This window comes from uncultured Ruminococcus sp. (assembly GCF_946415235.1).
Lineage (GTDB): Bacteria > Bacillota > Clostridia > Oscillospirales > Ruminococcaceae > Ruminococcus.
In genome coordinates, this window is record NZ_CAMKRR010000022.1 from 18,001 (window position 1) to 37,998 (window position 19,998).

The following is a 19,998-nucleotide window of genomic DNA, read 5'->3' on the forward strand; positions in this document are numbered from 1 at the left end:
ACGGACGGCTCTTTTTTACTGCTGAAAATTCGAGAAATATATTTACATTGCAGCCGAAAAGTGGTATACTATACTGTATAATGATAAGCTTAAGGTGTGAGATATGTGCGCTGAAAGCTGTCAACGATCAATGGAGATACTGTATTATGAAAGATAAAAATCCGCTCCTTGAGGAGAAGCCCAATCACGCACATTATCCTGCGTGTTTAGGGCGCCTTGAGGCGATAAGCAAGCAGGGATCGGCACTGTTTATTTTTTCTCTGGTGTCGGGGCTGCTTCTTTCGGTCATTTCCCTGACGGGATACCCGCTTCAGGTCATAGGCTGGCTGCCCGTGCTTGTCGGCGGCAGTACTTCGGAACTCAGCTCGGGTATGTGCGTTTTACAGATGCTTATTTGCTGGGGACTTATACTGCTCGGACTTTTCGGCTGCAGCAGGTATAAGATATGCCACTATATACTGTTTCTGATATATCTGCTCATGTTCATCGTGCCCATATTCCATATGTTCACGCTTCTGGATGCTTTTACGTTCATAGCAGGCGGACTGGGAGTCATCTTCGGCTACAGAGCTCCAAATAATTATTATGATTATCAGCAGCTGAGTGAGACTGAGGGTTTTCCGCTTTTCAGCATCATACTTACCGAGCATGAGGAGAAGAAAAGGTTTTCAAGGAGCTGCAGTGACTCGTATGGCAATTCCGCAAAACAGGGTCAGCAGGCAAATGCACAGGCTCCCGCAGGAATACCCGCAAATGCGCCTGTGAACACGCCTGTAAGCGCTCCTGTCAGTGCGTCGCTCCCTGCGGCTCCCGTAAGCAGGGAGGCAGCAAAGAACGACCCGACAGAAGGCATAGTCGGTATGCCCGAGCTGGAGATAAACAAAAATACGGAGCTTAAGGCTGCTCCTGACAGATTCAGACCGAAATCGGGAAAGGCCGGACGTATTTCGGACAGCGGTCTGAAATTCAGATAAGGGGGATATATTATGTTTGCAAAGGTGTCAAGTCTCGGACTTTTCGGACTGAATGCGTTCCCTGTGGACGTAGAGATAGACATAAGCCGCGGCAATCCGCAGTTTGAAGTTGTCGGGCTCCCCGATACCGTTGTAAAGGAGAGCCGTGAGCGTATCCGCGCCGCACTCCGCTCGTGCAGCATCAGCTTCCCCGTTGCCAGCGTCATGATAAATCTTGCTCCCGCAGATACGAAAAAGAGCGGTTCTGTGCATGATATGGCAATATTCATGGCTATCCTGCGCGGCATGAGAATGATAGACGATGTTCTTGAGGGCTGCGCGTTCATAGGCGAGATATCCCTTAACGGTGATATAAGGCGCATCAACGGAGTTCTTCCCATGGTCATGCTTGCCCGTGAGATCGGCATAAAGTCGGTTTTCGTGCCGGCGGATAACTCAAAGGAAGCCTCTGTTATCGACGGAGTTGATATATATGCGGTGCATAACGCAGAGGAGCTCATAAGGCATTTCCGAAATGAAGAAAAGCTTTCCCCCTGCGAGCATTATGTCCCTCCTGAGGCTGCATATAACGAAACTCTTGACTTTTCTGACGTAAGAGGACAGCAGTCTGCGAAAAAGGCTCTGGAAATAGCTGCGGCAGGCGGTCATAACGCTCTGCTCATAGGCTCGCCCGGAAGCGGAAAGAGTATGCTCGCAAAGCGTATGCCGTCCATACTTCCGCCCCTTACCTTCGAGGAAGCTCTCGAGACCACAAAAATCCATTCCATTTCGGGATTACTCAACTCCGAAATGCCCATAATAACAAAAAGGCCGTTCCGTGCTCCTCATCATACCATATCATCGGCAGGACTTGCAGGCGGCGGAACAGTCCCGCATCCGGGAGAGGTGTCCCTTGCTCATAACGGACTGCTGTTTCTGGACGAGCTTGCGGAATTTGACCGCAAGACGCTGGAGATACTCCGTCAGCCCCTTGAGGACAGAAAGGTGACTATCGCCCGTGCTTCGGGAACAGTCACATATCCGTGCACTATCATGCTCATAGGCGCTATGAACCCATGTCCCTGCGGATATTACGGACATCCCAAGCGCAAGTGCATATGCCCGAAGAATAAGGTCACAGGATATCTTTCCAAGATATCGGGACCTTTGCTGGACAGGTTTGATCTGCATATCGAAGTAGCTCCCGTTGAGTTCGGCGACCTTTCGTCAAAGGCTAAGGAGGAGAGCTCGGCAGAGATAAGAAAGCGCGTGGTTTCGGCAAGAGCCATACAGGAAGAGCGTTTCAGAGGAACGGGCATCACCTGCAATGCACTTATCACTCCCGATAAATTACAGGAATTCTGTCCCATGGACGATGCGGCGGAGCTCCTCATGAAGAGCGTGTTTGACAGGCTCGGACTGAGTGCAAGAGCATATGACCGCATATTGAAGGTCGCAAGGACCATTGCTGACATAAACGGCTCCGAGGTAATACAGAAAGCCCATGTTGCCGCAGCTGCACAGTTCAGGAGCCTTGACCGCAAGTACTGGTCCGAATAGCAGTCAGACTCTGAAAAATGATAAAAAGAAAGAGATAAAAGGAGAAACAATGAGATCAGCATTCAAAAAATTACCGTCGGACAAGCACAGCATCGACGGCGGACTGCTTTTTGCAGTTACGCTTTGCGCTGCCATAAGTACCCTGCTGATATACTCCATAACCTACAATAAGGTACTGGAGACTGTAGGCTCAAGCTACTGGAAAACGCAGGCATTTTCCATGGCCGCGGGAGTTGTGGCGGCGGTCATAATATCATTCATAGATTACCGCAAGCTCGTAAAGCTCTGGGTAGTATTCGTACCTGTCGCACTGGCGCTCACCGCCCTTACGTTCACGGGTCTCGGCTACAGGCGAGAGGGCGCTGACGACCAGGCGTGGCTGAATCTCGGATTTATACAGTTCCAGCCCTCAGAGGTGCTTAAGCTTGCGTTCATACTGACCTTTGCTCACCACCTTTCCCGTGACGAGGAAGAAATGAACAAACCGCTTCATATGCTTTTCATAGTCATACACGGCATGATCCCCCTTGGAATAGTCGCTTTGCAGGGCGACTACGGAACAGCTATCGTATTTGCGGGAATATTTGCATTTATGATATGCTCCGCGAAAATATCATGGAAATACCTTATTGCAGCGCCATTCTTTGTTGCAGCTGGACTTATATGTATGTGGTTCTTTGCACTGAGCGAGTTCCACAAGAAGCGTATCCTCATACTTTTCCACCCGGGAACAGATCCCGAGTATATCGAGTATCAGCAGGACCTCGGACTTGCGGCACTCAAATCGGGAGGAGTTTTCGGAAAGGGACTTTTCGGCAAGCCCGATGACTATATAACCGTTCCCGAGATACACAATGACTTCATTTTTACCTATGCAGGTCAGGTATTCGGTTTTATAGGAACTCTCGGCATAATAATCGTCCTTGCTTATATATGCCTTAAGATATTCGGCGACAGCCGCCTTTGCCGGGATCATCTCGGTAAGTTCATATGCATGGGCGCTTTCGGACTTGTTTTCACACACTGCCTGATGAATATCGGCATGGTGCTCAAGGTCGCTCCCGTTATCGGCGTACCTCTGCCCTTCCTCAGCGCAGGCGGCACTGCCATGATAAGTATGTATGCCATGATAGGACTTGTCCTCAGCACCTACAGTCACAGAGCCGTAAACTATAATGTTTTCTATGACGAAGAGAACGACGACTGAGTATTTTGCTCCTGCTTTTGCGGGAGCTTTTTTATTGATCAGATATGTTTTTTTATTATTTTTAGGTTGACAAATCTGTGTATTAGGAGTAAAATATAATTAACCGAAATTAGAAAATGTGCATAGATGAAATATGTTTGTCTATGTTAAAAACAGATAAGGTGATTAAAAGTACCGATCTTTATGAGAGGAGAGTTTAGAAATGAAAAAAAGTATATTTACCGTTATGACAGCTGCAATGTTTGCGGCAGCAAATCTTTCGGCGATCCCATCCGACGCTGCTGATAACGGCGGAAGCAGAATGAATGTCGATCCTGTTGAAACTGTCACACTTTCCGACCGCGACTGGAACAGAGAACAGCTGAAAGAGGGAGAAAATGACGGTCAGGAGGTCAGCACCACAACGACTTCACCTGTTACCACCACAGAGATGACAACGCTTACCAATACTACGACACAGACACTTTACGGTCCTCCGTGGATGCTCAGAACAACTACCACGACCACAATGCCTGTTCTGCTTTACGGTCCGCCTCCGACGACCACAACTCTTGACAGAGACCTTGAAGAGAATCTGGAAAAAATGAGGGGCGATGTAAACGGTGATGAGGTCATAGATACCTTTGACGCTATCGCGCTCAGAAGAGCTATTCTCTTTGATGAGTATAAGGATCAGAGAGCAAAGCTCCTCAGTGATATCAATTCCGACGGAAAGATCGACGTTACCGACCTTGTGCTCCTCCAGAGGTTCCTTCTCGGAGCTATCAAGGACTTCAGAGACAATAACAGCACTTCAATGAGCGACAAGACTACCACGAAGGAAAAGCTCAGAACTACAACCACAACTACAACAACCAAAACTTCCGACGCGATCTTTACTACGTCATATGATCCGAGGGGAGATATCGTAGTCACACTTTACGGCATCAAGCCGTCCATTGACAGGATCCGTGATTTTACAGATAACTCGTTCAAGGATATACTTGATATTGTCGAAGCTGCAGAAACTGAAGAGACCGAGCAGCAAGAGGACAAGTAATATGCTCGATGTCAATATGAAACGCGCTCATCTTGAACAGATGAGAGACTATCGCCAAACACTTATGAAAAAGCCCGAGCTCCGCAATCTCTTCCTTGAGCTTACGCTTCGCTGCAACGAAAGGTGTCTCCACTGCGGGAGCCAGTGCGGCGACGTTACTTCCGAGGAGATATCCGTTGAGCAGTACCGACAGTTCCTCAAACAGCTTAAAGAGGATATGTCCGAAAAGGGAAAAATGCTCGACATTACAGGCGGAGAGCCGCTTCTGAGGAAGGATTTCTTCGATATCCTCGGAGCTGCACATGAGCTTGGATTTGAGTGGGGCATGACCTCAAACGGTACGCTTATCGACGATCATGTTGCGAGAGAGCTTAAGAGAACGGGCATGAAGACCATATCCGTAAGCATTGACGGACTTGAGAATACTCACGACGAATTCAGAAGGACTCCAGGGGGCTATAAGAAGGCTATGGAGGGTATCGAAAATCTGCTGCGTGTTGGCGGATTTGAGCATATACAGGTCACAACGGTGGTAACTCACAAGAGCATCACAGAGCTTGACGAGCTGTACAGGATATTCAACGATATCGACATAGACTCATGGCGAGTTGTAAATATGGAGCCTATGGGACGTGCAAAGACCCACCCCGAGCTGCTCCTCACGGATGACGATTACAGAACGCTTATGGAGTTCATCAGGAATAAGAGGATAGCAGGTGAACCTGTATCCTACGGATGCAGCCACTACCTCGGCATGGAGTACGAGCGCGAGGTGCGTGACTGGTACTTCCTCTGCACAGCAGGCATTTATACGGCAAGTATCAGCGCAAACGGCGATATAGCAGCCTGTCTTGACATAGAGCGCCGTCCCGAGTTCGTGCAGGGAAATATCCTCCGCGACCGTTTCAGTGAGGTGTGGGAAAACAAATTCGAGGTGTTCCGCCGCGACCTTGCGGACGATAATCCCACCTGTGCAAAGTGCGATCAGAAGGAGTTCTGTCACGGTGACTCCTATCACAGCTGGGACTTTGACAATAACAAGCCGCAGCTTTGCTTCAAGGATATACTTTTCTGATATACGCAATACAATTATCAAGCCCCGAGGCTCTGCCTCGGGGCTTTTTGCTGTATATGGTTTTTGAAGGTTGTTAGCCAATGTAGGGGCGGCGTTCCGCCGCCCGCAGGGACACGTTATATAACAAACGGGACGTCGAGGACGCCGTCCCCTACATACAATAACAAGCCCGAAAGCGTATGCTTTCGGGCTAAGCTTTTATATGAGCATTAAAATGATAAACAGGATCAGATCATGCCAGTGTTTCAACGGTAAGGTCAAGACCGCTCATTGCGGCTTCATTTCCCATAACGCATATGTTTCCGAAGCTGCGGAGCTTTTCTGCGGCTTCTCTGAGCTGCTCGGGCTCAACGCTGAGCATACGCTTTTTCTCGGCGGCGCGTTCGGCGTAGGTTATGCCTCTGAACCACAGGCTGTCAGCCTTTCGGCTCTTGTTGCCGTCTGACATCAGCGGCTCATCCTTGGCTATGCTGCTTATGATATACTGTGTGATATCGGGAGCACCGCTGCAATAATCGTTAATGAAATCCGCTGCCCTGCGGTATATATCAAGAGTTGCGGCAGGTGACGGGTCGCGGTAGGAGAAGAATGACAGCTCGCCTGTGGGAGCAATGAAAGCTCCTGTTCCGTAGGCTCCTCCCTTGACTCTGACCTCATTCCAGAGATATTCGAGGGAAAGAGCACGGAAAAGCACATTAAGCACCGCCTTGTCTGCCGAATTATCCGGGAATGCCATAGCTGAGTAGGAAACTCCCGAGGGTATGAGTATGCCCTGTTTTTCGGGAATATCCAGCCTGAAGCCCATATCTTCGCAGGCAGGCTTTTCACCTGTCGGCAGAGCGTTCAGAAGCGGCTCTATAGAGGTATTCCCACAGCTCGTAATGCTTGCATAGAGACGTGAAGTGCATATCATTCGGCTGCTGAGAGACTTTATTGTATCTATTAGCTTTTCGGGAGTTTTTACAGCTTCGTGGAGCCTCTTGTAGCCCTCATAGCCGGAAACCAGCTCTGAAACTGCCGACTCTGCCGAAAGAGCAGCACGGACGCGCTCCATTGAGTAGGTATGACCGTTTGCGATGATTGACTGCTTGAAGTTTTCGTCCGACTGCATGAGGAGCTCACGGACGGAGTCTGTATCGTCGAAGCAGGTCTCCGTGAGTATTTCGGAAATAAGCTCAAGAGCAGCAGCTGTATTCTTATCAAGGAAGCGGGTGCTCAGCGTGAAGTAGGGACAGCATTTATCGGCAGCGCCTCTGCGCGAGAATACGCTTACAGTGCATGATATCTCACCGAGAGTACCTGTTATCCTGCGCTGCAGCTCGGCGGCAGAGCTCTTTTTTGTGGGAAGCTCGCCGTAAAGCTCGGAGGCTGCTGCGGCTGCGGAGAGCTCGGCTTCGGAGCAGTCCGCAAGGGAGAAATAAAGATTGAGTGCGGTTATACCCTTATCGGAAGCAGGGTGACGGAGTATGGTCACGCCGCCGACTGTTTCCGTGTCTGTTTCAAATGCAAGGGGCTGGTCACCTACCTCGGAAAGAGCAAGGTGCGGCATGGATGCAAGCTGCTCGGGCGTATCCACCGAGTGCTGCCACTCGTCGAGAAGCCTGTTCTGCTCGGCTATTACCGAGCGCTCCTCGCAGGCGAGACTGTCCACAACGGAAGCTATGCGCTTTTCCTCGGCTTTTTTCTGTTCTTCGCCATAGGTACGTGAGGGAAGCAGATAAAGCTCCGCGGTACCGTTATCTTCAAGGAGCCATTCACCGAGAAGCTTCTCAAAATAGCCTGCATCAGCCTTTTGGCGGAGAGACTCGAACACGCTGCCCAGTTCGAGGTAGCAGAGCGGGTCACCGCCGTACAGCCATGCGTTGAGAGCGGAGATATTCCTTGTGAGACCTCTCGGCTCGCCGCCTGCACGGAAGCGGAACTCAAGGCGGTCGATCGCCGCTGCAATGAGCTTTCTGTCGATACCGTCCCTGCAAAGCCCGGAAACTGTGCTGCGGACGGTCTCTTTGAGCTTGCCGCAGTTTTCCTCGTCGGTATTGTTTATGCTCAGGCAGCCGAATGGCTGGAATATGCCGTCGCTTACGTCAAGTGACACATCAAGACAAAGCCCTGTATCGAGGACAGCGCGTTTCAGCGGCGCGTCGTTGGAGCCCGTGAGAGCTTCACCCAGTACCGCAGCTGCGGTTATCTTTTCGCGCTCTTCCCAGCTGCCAAGTATCTTTCCGATAACGTAGTAGGTGTGAGCAGCTTCGTCCTCGTCTGCGGATATTTCGTAATATGACTTCTTAACAGCTGAGGAGATAGGCTTCTGCACAGGTATTTCGCTTTGAACCTCGCGCCTGTCGAAGCGGCAGAGGTACTCGCTGTCCATGAGATTCAGCACAGCGTCTATATCAACAGGTCCGTCAAGGTATATGTAGGAGTTGGAGGGGTGATAGTAAGTCCTGTGACCGTCAATGAACTGCTCATAGGTAAGGTCGGTAATAACCTCGGGAAGTCCGCCCGACTCAAAGCGGTAGCAGCTGTCGGGATAGAGCACGTTCATTATCTCTGACTCCATGCGGCTGTATACCGAGGAAATAGCGCCCTTCATCTCGTTGAATACAACGCCCTTGTATACGGGAGTATCGGACTCGCTCCGCATTTCTATATGCCAGCCCTCCTGATAGAAGATGTTGGGATTGTAGTATATTGCAGGGTCGAATACAGCGTCGAGGTATACCCTTGTAAGGTTCATAAAGTCCGTATCGTTTCTGCTTGAAACGGGGAAAACTGTCTTGTCAGGGTAGGTCATGGCATTGAGGAAGGTGTTCATAGTACCCTTCATAAGCTCGAGAAAAGGCTCCTTTACGGGATATTTTTTTGAGCCGCCGAGCACGGAATGTTCAAGTATATGGAATATTCCCGTATCGTCCGAGGGTGGAGTCCTGAAAGCAATGGAGAAAAGCTTGTTCTCGCCGTCGTTTTTCAGCCAGACCAGTCTTGCACCTGTTTTCTCGTGGCTCATTTCTATGAGTTCGGAGCCGCAGTCAGGGGCAGGAGCGATACGTGTCACCTTAAAGCCGTGGATAGTGTCGTTTATATTCATACAGTACCTCCTGAGAAAAATCATATAATAATTATACCATTTTTGCCGTATTTATGCAAGAAAAGTTTCAGCCGTACAACATTCGGTCTGTAGCCTGAAACACGTAAAAAACAAAAACCGATGTTATTGAATTGATTAACATCGGTTTATTTATTGTTTGCATTCCTGAAGCAGTTTATTATATTTAAAACAGCATCGATCTGTTCATCGGTCAGACCGGTTACAGGTATTACTGCGGTTTCGTTTATACCGAGAATATAATCGGTTGAAACGCTGAATACTTTGGCAAGTTCAACAACGTATTGAGATGTCGGGACAGAAAGTCCCATTTCCCATGCATTTATTGCCGAGCGGGATAACGATAGTTTTCTTGCGAGTTCCGCTTGTGTTAAAGATGAGCTTTCACGTAAGTGTTTTATTCTGTCAGCAAGCATGAGTAATTCTTTTGCCATAATATCACCTCATTAATGATATTACCATAATCAAATAGATTTATCATTATCAAAATGATATTTATACTTGACATTTTCTGAAAAATATTATATAATATCAATAGAATAAAGTGAACGCAATGTTCAAATTGTTTTAAGGGGGGCATTTTTTATGAATGAAAAGCAGATCGTTTTTAAATTATCCGAACTTGAGTCGGAACTGGACAGAAAAAAATGGGATATGAAACTTGAAGAAGAAAAGTATGAAAAAAATAAGCCTGTTCAGCCAATGCGACAGATTGCTCAAAAAAATCCTTATCCTGAAATAGTTTCAAAAGTAAAATATAATTATATTTTAGGATTAATTATTCCAATAATTATTTTTGTTTCTGGATTAATTATAGGACCAATAAGTATTTTTCCAGCGTGGGGATTAATTATTTATTCTATTGTTAATAAATCAAAGCAAAAGAAAAAAGATATTGAAATTCAGAGAAATTCTCAGGAATACATCGAAAAATGTAAAGAAATAGATAAGATTAACGTCGATAATCAAAGTAAGCTTGATGCAGAATATAACCAAGTACTTGTTAAGTATAATGAAGAAGCAGAGAAATATAATAATAAGTGGTCAATAGTAAGGAATGAAATTGAAAAAGATATCAATAAGATATCTGATGAATTAACTGAACTTTATGATTCATCAAAGCTTATACCTAAGCAGTATCGGGACGCAAGAATATTGCAGGAGATTTACGAAATAATGGATTCAGCGAATTATTCTGTTAAAGAAGCAATAGAAACATTTGACAGGAACAGGCAATTGGAGCTCGATGCCGCAAGACTTGCAGCGCAGCATCAGGCCAATGAAGTTGCAATGGAGCAGAATGACCTGCTTGCCGAGAGTAACAGTATTGCCGAGCGTGCAAGGCATGAGGCTAATATAGCCAATATCGTCGGAACGATCCAAAGGCACAATACGAATCGAACGTTAAGAAACATAAACAGAAAGCTATAGAAGAAAGCGGAAGGAAAAATCCTTCCGCTTTTTTTGACTGAAAAAACAATAACTTTTTCTCTGCAATTATTGCTATTATCCGCATAGTATGCTATAATATAATCTGAACTCATTACAGCTTACGAAAGGACAAAGGCAATGGATATTAAAAAGACCGTTATCGCTCTTGCGGAAGCAGGCGGAGCTTCGGGCAGCGAAGAATGTGCGGCAGAGCTGGCTCTCTCCATGCTCAGGGAGTACTGCCCCGACGCAGAGATAATAAACGGAAATGTTATCGGACACTTCGGCGCTCACAAAGAGGGACTTCCTCTCCTTGTGCTTGACGCTCATATAGACCAGATAGGATTTGTTGTGACATATATCACGGACGAGGGCTTTGTCAAAGTCGGAAATATAGGCGGTATCGACCGCAGACTTCTCCCCGCACAGCCTGTTGTGATACACGGAAAGCGTGACATAAAGGGCGTTATATGTTCTGTTCCGCCTCATCTCACCAACGGCGGCAGTGAAGTCCTCGAAATTGAGGACGCGGCTATAGATACGGGAATGACAAAGGCAGAGCTTGAAGAGGTCATAGGCGCAGGTGACAGCATCACCTTTGACGTTAAATGCCGTGACCTTATAGGCCGTCGTATCACAGGCGGCGCACTTGATGACCGCTGCGGAGTTGCTTCTATACTTTACGCATTGGAGCTTCTCGGCGATAAGCCTCTGGCTTACAATGCTGCGGTCATATTCTCCACTCAGGAAGAGGTCGGGGAGCGCGGTGCAAAAATAGGCGCTTTTGAAGTTGATCCCGATATCGCACTTGCAGTCGATGTGAGCTTTGCCTATGCCATAGGGGAGGACGAGAGCAAATGCGGCTATCTCGGAAAAGGCCCCATGATAGGTGTTTCGCCGTCCCTTTCGCGTGAGATAAGCGACAAGCTCTTCACTGCTGCGAAAAACGCGGATATACCTTGTCAGACAGAGGTCATGAGCGGACTTACCTCCACCAATGCTGACCGTTATTCCGTGAACCGCTGCGGCGCAAAGGCATGTACGGTGTCGATACCCCTGAGAAATATGCATACTCCCGTTGAGGTCATTGACCTTGAGGATGTGGAGCTCACAGCAAAGCTGCTTGCTGAATTCATAAGGGAGGGCTGAACATGAAGGAACTTCTTAAGGAGCTGTGCCTTGCAGACGGCGTCTCGGGTGACGAGAGCGCTGTCCGCGAGCTTATAATCAGCAGAATAAAGGACGTATGCGAGTACAGCGTGGATAATCTCGGAAGTATAATATGCTTCAAAAAGGGAAAGAAAGCTCCCGCAAAGAAGCTGATGATATGCGCCCATATGGACGAGGTAGGCTTTATAATAACATATATCCGTCCCGACGGCACTCTCAGCTTCGGCAATGTAGGCGGAATAGACCCGTCTGTGGTAATCGGCAGACAGGTAAAGGTCGGAAAGGAACATATCAGCGGAGTAGTAGGCTCTACGGCTGTCCACAATCTCAGCAGGGAGCAGCGTGAGAAAGCTCCGAAAACTGACAGTCTGTATATTGATATCGGAGCTGCCGACAGGGCGGAAGCCGAGAAGTATGTTTCACTCGGCGACTGCGCTTACTTCGACTCTGAATTCACCGAGCTTGGCGGAAGCCGTATAAAGTCAAAGGCTCTTGATGACCGCGCAGGCTGTGCCATAATGATAGAGCTCATGCATGAGGAGCTCGAATACGATACATATTTCGTTTTCAATGTTCAGGAGGAGATAGGTCTCCGCGGAGCGACTGCTTCCGCATATTCTGTAGCTCCCGACTATGCAATAGTCCTTGAAACTACCACGGCAGCCGATATCGACGGAGCGGCAGGCGCAAAAAAGGTCTGCGAAGTCGGCAGGGGACCTGTTGTGTCCTTCATGGACAGGCATACGATCTATGATAAGGAGCTCTACCGTCTTGCCTTTGATATCGCAGAGGAGCAGAGCTTCCCGTGTCAGACAAAAACCATGATAGCAGGCGGCAACGATGCGGGAGCTGTTCATATAAGCGGCAGGGGAGTACGCACCATGGCTGTATCACTGCCGTGCAGATATCTCCATTCCCCATCCTGTGTCATAGATACGGCAGATCTGGAAAACTCATACAAACTGGTAAAAACTCTCATCGGAAGGATACATGAGATATGATAAAACTTATCGAACATGAGCATGAGCTTGACCGTGATCTGCTCAACAAGACGCTTTCGGGCAAGAAAATGCTGGCGTACATGAGAGCCTACGGTCCGAATTACGAATTCTGCCGCTTTTACAAGATAACCGACGGCATCGGAACGGGCTTCATGTTCATAATAAATTCAACGCTGATAATATGCGGCGACGGAAAGCTCGAGCCCAATGACGAGATAGACCTCTTTGTCAGCATGAACCTGCCCTTCCGTATCGAGGGCGACCAGAAGATACTGGAGGGAATAACCATTCCCGAGCGCTATCAGGTGCTCAACCGCACTATTTTCGAGCTTATCCCCGATGATACGCCCCTTGAAGCTATCGAGGAGCACGTTGAGTTCAATCCGAGCCTTCCCGACGTATACAAGATACTCAGCGAGGGATTTCCGAATATAGCCGATTTCTCACTGTGGTACACCGATACCTCTCACCGCTGCCGCCACGGCATAAGCCGTGTTTTCACATACCGCAACTCCACAACAGCTTCTGCGGTATTCGATATCGGAAGCACTGTCCTTATCGGACAGGTGGCAACCAACAAGGCTGCAAGAGGGCGGGGCTATGCAAGGGAGTTCCTCAAATGGCTGGCGAAGTTCTTCAACGGACTCGGAAAGAGAGCGTATCTCCTTGCACTTGACGTCAGAGTGAGCTTCTATCAGGAGATAGGCTTCCGTATCGCAGGCAGAGAGATAGTCCTCGAGCGTATAGACATCGAAAAGGAAAGCGCAGCAAAGGGACGTCTTGAAGAAAGATAACAGCCGCTTATTGTTTATTGGTATAAGGAACTGTCTTGACATTTGCTGACATATGGAGTATAATGTTCATTGAATTTGTTTATAGGAGATGGATATATGAACCCCGAGGTTTACGGAAAATATGAGATAATAGACGCTCATTCCCATATTTTCCCCGAAAAGATCGCAGATACGGCGACAGACAGCATAGGACAGTTTTACGGGATACCGATGAATAACAGAGGCTTCAGCGAAAAGCTCATAGAAGCGGGCAGCAGGATAGGCGTTAAGAAGTATCTTGTGTGCTCCACAGCAACAAGCCCGAGACAGACAAGCAATATCAACACATATATAGCAGGTGAGTGTCAAAAGCACAGCTGCTTCTACGGCTTCGGCACTACTCATGCGGATTCCTCCGACCTTGAAGGCGATATCGGGCAGATAATCTCTCTCGGACTTCACGGAGTAAAGCTACACCCCGATTTTCAGAAGTTCAACGCCGATTCGCCCGAGGCTTTCAAAATATACGAGCTCATGGAGGGAAGGCTTCCGCTGCTCATACACTGCGGAGACGCAAGGTATGATTATTCCGCACCTGAGCGTATAAAGAGGATACACGACAACTTCCCGAAGCTTAAGCTGCTTGCCGCACATCTTGGCGGATACCAGCAGTGGGACGCAGCGGAAAAGACGCTTGCGGGACTTGAGAACGTAAGGTTTGACGTCAGCAGCTCACTTGCATTCCTCACTCCCGAGAGAGCAGCGGGGATAGTGAGAAAATACGGTATCGAGAACTGCTTCTTCGGTTCGGATTTCCCAATGTGGAGCCACGAGGACGAGCTTATGCGCTTCCTGAAGCTTGGCTTTACGGAAAAGGAGAACCAGATGATACTTGCTGACAACTTCAAGGCATTTCTTGAGATAAAATGATAGTCAACGGGACAAAACTGTCCCGTTTTTCTTTAGAAAGGAGCTTTTTCATGATAAAAGACATAGTAAGAGATGAAGCTGTTCTTGCAGTAAAGTCAGAGCCTGCCACAAAAACTGATATGCAGACGGTGCGCGACCTTCTCGACACTGTAAAGGCAAACGAGGAGCGCTGCGTGGGCATGGCTGCGAATATGATAGGAGTTCACAAGACTATACTTGTGGCGCTTATCGGTGACGAGTATACCGCAATGATAAACCCTGTGATAGTTGACAGGTCTAAGGAGACCTACGAGACCGAAGAGGGCTGCCTTTCACTTAACGGAGTCCGTCCCGTCACACGTCACCGCATAATAACCGTAGAATATCTGGACAGGAAGTTCAAGCGCCGCCGCGGTATATTCCGCGACTTCGAGGCTGAGATAATACAGCACGAGATAGAACATTTCAGCGGTATCATAATCTGAGACTGAAATCACACGATATCCCATGTTGTCATATAATACACTGAGGGAGGGGAGTCTCCCTCCCTTAATACGGCGGTTTCCCGCCATATGGAGGTATATGTATGGCAACTTTCTATAATCAGGCTACTCTTTCCTACAACGGAACCGTAGCTAGCTCAAATATAACATCGGGCGAGATACTCGAGGTGCTTTCCGTAGAAAAGAACGCAGTTTCCGACAGCTACTCACAGGGAAGCGAGAATGTTTATATGGTCAGCATAGTGAATTCGGGTTCTGCCTGCTATAACGGGCTCACCGTTACGGACGACCTCGGAGCATACAGCATCGGAGAGACTGCTGATACCGTAGTTCCCCTGACCTACAGGGAGGGTACCCTTTCCTACTATGTAAACGGAGTTCAGCAGGCAGCTCCCGCTGTAACTTCTTTTTCTCCGCTTACCGTTACCGGTATAAATGTCCCTGCGGGCGGAAATGCGATGCTGGTGTATGCTGCTGAGGCAAACAGCTTTGCGCCTATGGGCGCTGATGCCGAGATAGTTAACACAGTCACCGTGAGCGGCACGGGCTTTGAGCCTGTAACAGCTTCCGAAACTGTTTCCTTCAATGACGAGATAGACCTTGCTATCAGCAAGTCGCTCAGCCCTGCGGCAGTTGAGGAGAACGGCGAGGTGACCTACACCTTTATTATACAGAATTTCGGCACAGTTCCCGCGGAGGCTGCTGATAATGTTATTTTCAGCGATACCTTCAGCCCTGCCCTCAGCGGTCTTACGGCTGAGTTCAACGGAACAGCGTGGGTATCGGGCACAAACTATGCATACGATCCCGATACGGGAGTATTCACCAGCCTTGACGGTCAGGTGACAGTACCCGCGGCACAGTTCTCACAGTCAGAGACTACAGGCGAGTGGAACGCACAGGCAGGCGTAAGCACTCTTGTTATCAGGGGAAGACTCGTATAAAGAAAAATGGGACACGAAAGTGTCCCATTCTTTATACCGTAAAGCCCTTTGCGCGGAAATTGTCTATAAGCTGTCCGAGTATCTCGGCATTGGTTGCCGAAACAGAGTGGAGAAGAAGTATCTCTCCGCCGTGTGCTGCGTCAGTGAGCTTTTTCAGGCTCTCGGCAGGCGCAGGCTGACAGTCTGTGTTCCAGTCCACATAGGCGCTGCTCCAGAAAAGTGTCCTGTAGCCGCATTCCCTGACGGTTTCAAGTGCCTTTTCGGAGTATTCTCCGCAGGGACAGCGGAAGTACTGCATCTGATATCCGTAATTGTTCATTACGTAGTTATGCAGCGACTGAATTTCTTTTTTTGCGTCCTCATCGGAGAGTGTCGGCAGACTTGCATGGGTCATGCCGTGATTTCCGAGGATATGCCCCTCATCTATCATACGCTTTACGAGAGCGCTCTCCGTTTTTGCGTAAGGACCTGTCAGAAAGAATATTGCCTGTACGTCCTTTTCCCTGAGAGTATCGAGTATCTTTGCGGTATAGCCGTTTTCATAGCCCTGATCAAAGGTGATGATTATTCTTTTATCGTCTCCCGACAGGGCGAAGGCATCAAGGTCGCCGAATCGGCTGTTGAACTGCACTGCGTCTGCGGGGCGGTTTTTCTCATCGACTGCCGTACCCTGACCGTAGCCGATCTTTGTTGTATCGGCAGCGTATACTGCCGTGCACGGAAAAACAGCCGCAGTCAGCAATGCAGCGGAAGCGTGTGTTTTCATAAGCATTTACCTCTGATTTTCTGCGGATCGCTCCGCAGATATATTATGAGCATATCACAGCGAAAAAAACATGGCTATTTTTGCATTTTTCGATTTTTTCCGCATATGGATTAATGAGGTGATGTTATGGAAAACGAAGAAGCAAACGAGGAGTTCGACAGCGGCAGCACGGAAGCTCTTGCGGAGGAATACGAAATGAAGCGCAGGAACAGGGCTGACGATATCATCGCAGCGCAGGCGGTAATATGCATACTTATTGCGCTGCTTTTTATTGCAGGCAGCATATTCCGCCCCGAGCTTACGGGAGAGGTATTTGCACAGCTAAAGAGCCTTGCTGCGGACAGCTCCGAGGTCATATCAAATCCGATAGATATTATACTCGGTTATATTGATAAGCTTTAGGATAAAGGGCTGTGCGGTCCGTTTTTATTTTTCGTTTTTCGTATTCAATGCGCTGATATTCATACTCCGCGACAGCAGGCTCATGCTTGCGTTTTACACAGCCTGTGCAGTTCACGAATCGGGACATATGATGGCGATACTTTTATGCGGCGGGCGTATCAGAGCTGTGGAGCTCAGCGGTGCAGGGATACGCATAGTTATGCGAAAAGGCGGCATAGTCCCTGTGCGGAGCAGCCTCTTTGTGCTGCTTGCGGGACCTGCCGCCAATATTATCGTATTTCTGACAGTTAAGCTTGCAGGCTGTAATGGAGCTTTTCCTCTCCTTGACCTTACAGCGGCAGTCTATAATATGCTGCCGTACAGCAGTCTTGACGGGGGAGCAGTCATAGCTCTCCTGACTGCGGGCACTTCCGTAGAACGTGCCGCCGATACAGTTCTTACTGCTGTCAAGCTTATCATCATCATTTGTGCAGCTGCTGCGGCATACCTTTGGGGCTCAGCCGCCGTACCTCTGCTTATAGCCTCAGCTGCTCTGTTTATAGGGGATATACGCAGATAGCTCACTCTGCGTGGGCTGCGATACGGTATATCGTAGCGATATCCTGAGCGGAAAGGTGAACGAAACCGCCTGTTTTTCCGTCACCGATACCGAGCTTTTCAACGAGCTTCGGTATATCCTCTTCCTTGGCGCCGAGCTCCTTGAAGTTTATGGGCATACCTATGCTGCGGAGGAAGCCGCGGAAGCACTGTATACCCTCAAGAGCTGTCTCGTCGGGGTTCTCGAAATTCATCTGACATCCCCATACACGTACAGCCATCTGAGCGAAGCGCATAACATTATGCTTGTAGACGAATTCCATCCATGCAGGCATAACAACAGCAAGTCCAGCACCGTGAGCGCAGTCGTACAGAGCCGAAAGCTCATGCTCTATGCGGTGGCTGTTCCAGTCCTGAGCTCTTCCGACGCCAACGATGTCGGTATGAGCCACAGTACCCGCCCACATTATGTTTGCTCTTGCCTCATAGTTGTCGGGCTGAGCGATAACACGGGGAGTTTCCTTTATCATTGTAAGGAGAACAGCCTCGCAGAGGCGGTCTGTTATCTCTACCTCGTGAGTATTTGTGAAATAGCGCTCGAAAACATGAGCCATTATATCTGTAGCACCGCAGGCTGTCTGATAAGCTGGGAGAGAACAGGTGAGCTCGGGGTCAAGTATTGAGAAACGGGGACGGAGCTTGTCAGAGCCCACATCGCGCTTGAAGCTGCCTTCCTCCTTTGTTACTACGGAAGCTCCCGAGCCTTCGCTGCCTGCTGCGGCGATAGTAAGGACAGTACCTATGGGCAGAGCCTTTTCTACTTCCTTGCCTGTGCCGTAGAAGTCCCAGAAATCGCCGTCATATGGCACTCCGAGAGCGATAGCCTTTGAGGAGTCAATACATGAGCCGCCGCCTACCGAGAGTATGAAGTCGACATTTTCATCGCGGCAGAGCTTTATTCCCTTGTAGATAAGGGTGTCACGGGGATTTGGCTGAACTCCGCCGAGCTCTGTGAATTCGATGCCGCACTCGCTGAGCGAAGCCTTTACCTTTGCGATAAGACCTGATTTAACGGCAGAGCCCGAACCGTAGTGAATAAGGACTTTGGTTCCGCCGTATTTCTTTATCATTTCTCCTGCCTTTGATTCGGTATCTCTTCCGAAAACAAACTCTGTGGGGCTGTAAAACTGAAAATTATCCATTATGTGATCCTCCCTTATTATATTTGGGTAAATAGCTTTTTGGGTGGTCGGAAGTGGCGGGGCGTTTGCGTAATTGCTCTGAACTACAAACGCAAATTCTGTCAGGACCGCCATTTATGGCGCTTGTTTCAGTCTTGAATGAATTTGTGTTTGTGGTATAATAAGCAATTGCGAACGCCCTATTCTCAATAAACCACCAACATCTTCACATACCCTTATATTTTTATATTATTCATAGCATCGGCCACTTTATCGCACCAGCGGTCGAAATCTTCATCGTCTGTCTGACATTCCTTATGGGCGAGAATATATCTCACAGTGTTCCTTATACCTTGATCTGCTCTTACAGATGCGGTAAAACCGGGAACCGCACGTTTTATCTTCGAGTTGTCGAAGATGACTGTATGAGCCTTGTCGCCGAGGAGAGTCCCCTCGAAATCATAGGGACCTATTTTATTGAGCAGCTCTGACGGAACATAGCAGGCATTGAGCTCAACGCCCAGCTCGTCGGCGATAATGGAGTAGATCTGGTTCCATGTCACGCTTTCGTCGGAAGTGATATGGAAAGCCTGACCTATAGCGTGGATATTTCCGATAAGACCCGTATAAGCCTTTGCGAAGTCGCTGTTGTGAGTTATTGTCCAGAGGGAAGTTCCGTCGCCGTGAATGATTACGGGCTGGCCTTCCATTATGCGCTTTACCACCTGCCAGCTGCCCTTGTCGCCGTGAACTCCGAGAGGAACAGATCTTTCATCGTATGTATGGCTCGGGCGGACTATTGTTATCGGGAAACCGTTTTCGCGGTACTGCTTCATAAGGTATTCCTCACAGGCGATCTTGTCGCGGGAATACTGCCAGTGCGGATTGGAAAGGGGAGTGCTCTCGGTTATGACGCAGTCCGCAAGGGGCTTCTGATAAGCGGAAGCGGAGCTGATATAAATGTACTGTTTTGTCTTTCCGCTGAAAAGCCTGAAGTCTCTTTCCACCTGTGACGGTACGAAGCCGATGAACTCGCCGACGCAGTCAAAGCACATATCCGCAAGCTTTGCGGCAGCGTCTGCTTCGTCCGAGATATCACACTGAATAGTTTTTACATTTTCGGGAAGATCGTTATTGCGGCAGCCGCGGTTGAGAAGTATCACTTCATGTCTCTGCTGAGCGAGGAGCTTTGTAATAGCCATACTTATAGTACCTGTGCCGCCGATAAGTAGTATCTTCACTTATTTGTTCACCACCTTGTAGCATTTTTGTATATTGCGCTATAAAACTCGTGGTTTTATTATAACATATTTTTATTGATAAAGCAATATCTGAAATAACGAAAAGTAATAAATATATTGTTTCTTATTTAAAATCTTGCACTTAAAATCAAAATTTACGCATTGATTACGCCAACCCAAAAGGAAGGGATTCCAAAGGG

The 19,998-nt window shown here is 48.4% G+C and carries 19 protein-coding genes; 14 read left to right on the forward strand and 5 right to left on the reverse strand.

Annotation, left to right across the window (positions count from 1 at the left end; genetic code table 11):
- The first annotated feature begins 146 nt into the window (after positions 1-146).
- The 5 genes from Q0R37_RS06620 to Q0R37_RS06640 all read left to right on the forward strand — a co-directional run bounded on the left by Q0R37_RS06620 (position 147) and on the right by Q0R37_RS06640 (position 5,834).
- Positions 147-974, forward strand: a complete 828-nt coding sequence (locus Q0R37_RS06620) for a hypothetical protein (protein ID WP_294752660.1) — start codon at positions 147-149, stop codon at positions 972-974.
- A 12-nt stretch (positions 975-986) separates the two neighbouring features.
- The gene (locus Q0R37_RS06625; protein WP_294752661.1) at positions 987-2,513 is read left to right on the forward strand and encodes a YifB family Mg chelatase-like AAA ATPase; all 1,527 of its coding nucleotides are present in this window, start codon (positions 987-989) and stop codon (positions 2,511-2,513) included.
- 49 nt (positions 2,514-2,562) lie between these two features.
- Positions 2,563-3,720, forward strand: a complete 1,158-nt coding sequence (locus Q0R37_RS06630) for an FtsW/RodA/SpoVE family cell cycle protein (RefSeq protein ID WP_294752663.1) — start codon at positions 2,563-2,565, stop codon at positions 3,718-3,720.
- A 202-nt stretch (positions 3,721-3,922) separates the two neighbouring features.
- On the forward strand, positions 3,923-4,759 hold the full coding sequence (locus Q0R37_RS06635; RefSeq protein ID WP_294752665.1) for a dockerin type I repeat-containing protein: 837 nt from the start codon (positions 3,923-3,925) through the stop codon (positions 4,757-4,759).
- A gap of 1 nt (position 4,760) precedes the next feature.
- Positions 4,761-5,834 carry a radical SAM protein gene (locus Q0R37_RS06640; protein ID WP_294752667.1) on the forward strand — a complete coding sequence of 358 codons (1,074 nt, stop codon included), beginning with the start codon at positions 4,761-4,763 and terminating at the stop codon, positions 5,832-5,834.
- A gap of 232 nt (positions 5,835-6,066) precedes the next feature.
- Here Q0R37_RS06640 and Q0R37_RS06645 read toward each other — a convergent pair whose 3' ends face one another.
- Both Q0R37_RS06645 and Q0R37_RS06650 read right to left on the reverse strand, forming a co-directional pair.
- Positions 6,067-8,922, reverse strand: a complete 2,856-nt coding sequence (locus Q0R37_RS06645) for an insulinase family protein (protein ID WP_294752669.1) — start codon at positions 8,920-8,922, stop codon at positions 6,067-6,069.
- Positions 8,923-9,068: 146 nt separating this feature from the next.
- The gene (locus Q0R37_RS06650; protein ID WP_294752670.1) at positions 9,069-9,374 is read right to left on the reverse strand and encodes a helix-turn-helix transcriptional regulator; all 306 of its coding nucleotides are present in this window, start codon (positions 9,372-9,374) and stop codon (positions 9,069-9,071) included.
- Positions 9,375-9,525: 151 nt separating this feature from the next.
- Here Q0R37_RS06650 and Q0R37_RS06655 point away from each other — a divergent pair, with 151 nt between their 5' ends.
- From Q0R37_RS06655 to Q0R37_RS06685, 7 genes are all read left to right on the forward strand, one after another.
- The gene (locus Q0R37_RS06655; protein ID WP_294752672.1) at positions 9,526-10,371 is read left to right on the forward strand and encodes a hypothetical protein; all 846 of its coding nucleotides are present in this window, start codon (positions 9,526-9,528) and stop codon (positions 10,369-10,371) included.
- A gap of 138 nt (positions 10,372-10,509) precedes the next feature.
- Entirely contained in the window at positions 10,510-11,520 is a 1,011-nt protein-coding gene (locus tag Q0R37_RS06660) for a M20/M25/M40 family metallo-hydrolase (protein ID WP_294752674.1), read from the forward strand.
- A gap of 2 nt (positions 11,521-11,522) precedes the next feature.
- Entirely contained in the window at positions 11,523-12,542 is a 1,020-nt protein-coding gene (locus tag Q0R37_RS06665) for a M42 family peptidase (RefSeq protein WP_294752676.1), read from the forward strand.
- Positions 12,539-13,336: a GNAT family N-acetyltransferase gene (locus tag Q0R37_RS06670; protein WP_294752678.1), complete on the forward strand. Its 798-nt coding sequence runs from the start codon at positions 12,539-12,541 to the stop codon at positions 13,334-13,336. Before Q0R37_RS06665 ends, Q0R37_RS06670 begins: the two co-directional genes overlap by 4 nt.
- A 96-nt stretch (positions 13,337-13,432) precedes the next feature.
- Positions 13,433-14,245: an amidohydrolase family protein gene (locus Q0R37_RS06675; RefSeq protein ID WP_294752680.1), complete on the forward strand. Its 813-nt coding sequence runs from the start codon at positions 13,433-13,435 to the stop codon at positions 14,243-14,245.
- 50 nt (positions 14,246-14,295) lie between these two features.
- Positions 14,296-14,709 carry a peptide deformylase gene (locus Q0R37_RS06680; RefSeq protein WP_294752682.1) on the forward strand — a complete coding sequence of 138 codons (414 nt, stop codon included), beginning with the start codon at positions 14,296-14,298 and terminating at the stop codon, positions 14,707-14,709.
- A 101-nt stretch (positions 14,710-14,810) separates the two neighbouring features.
- Entirely contained in the window at positions 14,811-15,671 is an 861-nt protein-coding gene (locus Q0R37_RS06685) for a hypothetical protein (RefSeq protein WP_294752683.1), read from the forward strand.
- Positions 15,672-15,702: 31 nt separating this feature from the next.
- Here Q0R37_RS06685 and Q0R37_RS06690 read toward each other — a convergent pair whose 3' ends face one another.
- On the reverse strand, positions 15,703-16,437 hold the full coding sequence (locus Q0R37_RS06690; protein ID WP_294752685.1) for a polysaccharide deacetylase family protein: 735 nt from the start codon (positions 16,435-16,437) through the stop codon (positions 15,703-15,705).
- Positions 16,438-16,563: 126 nt separating this feature from the next.
- On the opposite strand from Q0R37_RS06690, the gene Q0R37_RS06695 reads away from it, so the two are divergent.
- On the forward strand, positions 16,564-16,839 hold the full coding sequence (locus tag Q0R37_RS06695) for a hypothetical protein (protein ID WP_294752687.1): 276 nt from the start codon (positions 16,564-16,566) through the stop codon (positions 16,837-16,839).
- Positions 16,826-17,398 (forward strand): hypothetical protein, encoded by a 573-nt coding sequence (locus Q0R37_RS06700; protein ID WP_294752689.1) that lies wholly within the window; start codon positions 16,826-16,828, stop codon positions 17,396-17,398. The genes Q0R37_RS06695 and Q0R37_RS06700 overlap by 14 nt, the downstream gene beginning before the upstream one ends.
- 1 nt (position 17,399) lies before the next feature.
- On the opposite strand, the gene Q0R37_RS06705 is transcribed toward Q0R37_RS06700, so the two are convergent.
- Both Q0R37_RS06705 and Q0R37_RS06710 read right to left on the reverse strand, forming a co-directional pair.
- Positions 17,400-18,578 (reverse strand): iron-containing alcohol dehydrogenase, encoded by a 1,179-nt coding sequence (locus Q0R37_RS06705; RefSeq protein WP_294752690.1) that lies wholly within the window; start codon positions 18,576-18,578, stop codon positions 17,400-17,402.
- Between the two features lie 215 nt (positions 18,579-18,793).
- The gene (locus Q0R37_RS06710) at positions 18,794-19,798 is read right to left on the reverse strand and encodes an SDR family oxidoreductase (protein WP_294752692.1); all 1,005 of its coding nucleotides are present in this window, start codon (positions 19,796-19,798) and stop codon (positions 18,794-18,796) included.
- Positions 19,799-19,998 lie beyond the last annotated feature (200 nt).

Coding starts and splice junctions, on each gene's coding strand:
- Q0R37_RS06675 (WP_294752680.1), top strand. CDS start 13,433: ATGAACCCCGAGGTTTACGGAAAATATGAGATAATAGACGCTCATTCC.
- Q0R37_RS06680 (WP_294752682.1), top strand. CDS start 14,296: ATGATAAAAGACATAGTAAGAGATGAAGCTGTTCTTGCAGTAAAGTCA.
- Q0R37_RS06655 (WP_294752672.1), top strand. CDS start 9,526: ATGAATGAAAAGCAGATCGTTTTTAAATTATCCGAACTTGAGTCGGAA.
- Q0R37_RS06625 (WP_294752661.1), top strand. CDS start 987: ATGTTTGCAAAGGTGTCAAGTCTCGGACTTTTCGGACTGAATGCGTTC.
- Q0R37_RS06665 (WP_294752676.1), top strand. CDS start 11,523: ATGAAGGAACTTCTTAAGGAGCTGTGCCTTGCAGACGGCGTCTCGGGT.
- Q0R37_RS06690 (WP_294752685.1), bottom strand. CDS start 16,437: ATGAAAACACACGCTTCCGCTGCATTGCTGACTGCGGCTGTTTTTCCG.
- Q0R37_RS06645 (WP_294752669.1), bottom strand. CDS start 8,922: ATGAATATAAACGACACTATCCACGGCTTTAAGGTGACACGTATCGCT.
- Q0R37_RS06630 (WP_294752663.1), top strand. CDS start 2,563: ATGAGATCAGCATTCAAAAAATTACCGTCGGACAAGCACAGCATCGAC.
- Q0R37_RS06705 (WP_294752690.1), bottom strand. CDS start 18,578: ATGGATAATTTTCAGTTTTACAGCCCCACAGAGTTTGTTTTCGGAAGA.
- Q0R37_RS06695 (WP_294752687.1), top strand. CDS start 16,564: ATGGAAAACGAAGAAGCAAACGAGGAGTTCGACAGCGGCAGCACGGAA.
- Q0R37_RS06685 (WP_294752683.1), top strand. CDS start 14,811: ATGGCAACTTTCTATAATCAGGCTACTCTTTCCTACAACGGAACCGTA.
- Q0R37_RS06660 (WP_294752674.1), top strand. CDS start 10,510: ATGGATATTAAAAAGACCGTTATCGCTCTTGCGGAAGCAGGCGGAGCT.
- Q0R37_RS06620 (WP_294752660.1), top strand. CDS start 147: ATGAAAGATAAAAATCCGCTCCTTGAGGAGAAGCCCAATCACGCACAT.
- Q0R37_RS06650 (WP_294752670.1), bottom strand. CDS start 9,374: ATGGCAAAAGAATTACTCATGCTTGCTGACAGAATAAAACACTTACGT.
- Q0R37_RS06635 (WP_294752665.1), top strand. CDS start 3,923: ATGAAAAAAAGTATATTTACCGTTATGACAGCTGCAATGTTTGCGGCA.
- Q0R37_RS06640 (WP_294752667.1), top strand. CDS start 4,761: ATGCTCGATGTCAATATGAAACGCGCTCATCTTGAACAGATGAGAGAC.
- Q0R37_RS06670 (WP_294752678.1), top strand. CDS start 12,539: ATGATAAAACTTATCGAACATGAGCATGAGCTTGACCGTGATCTGCTC.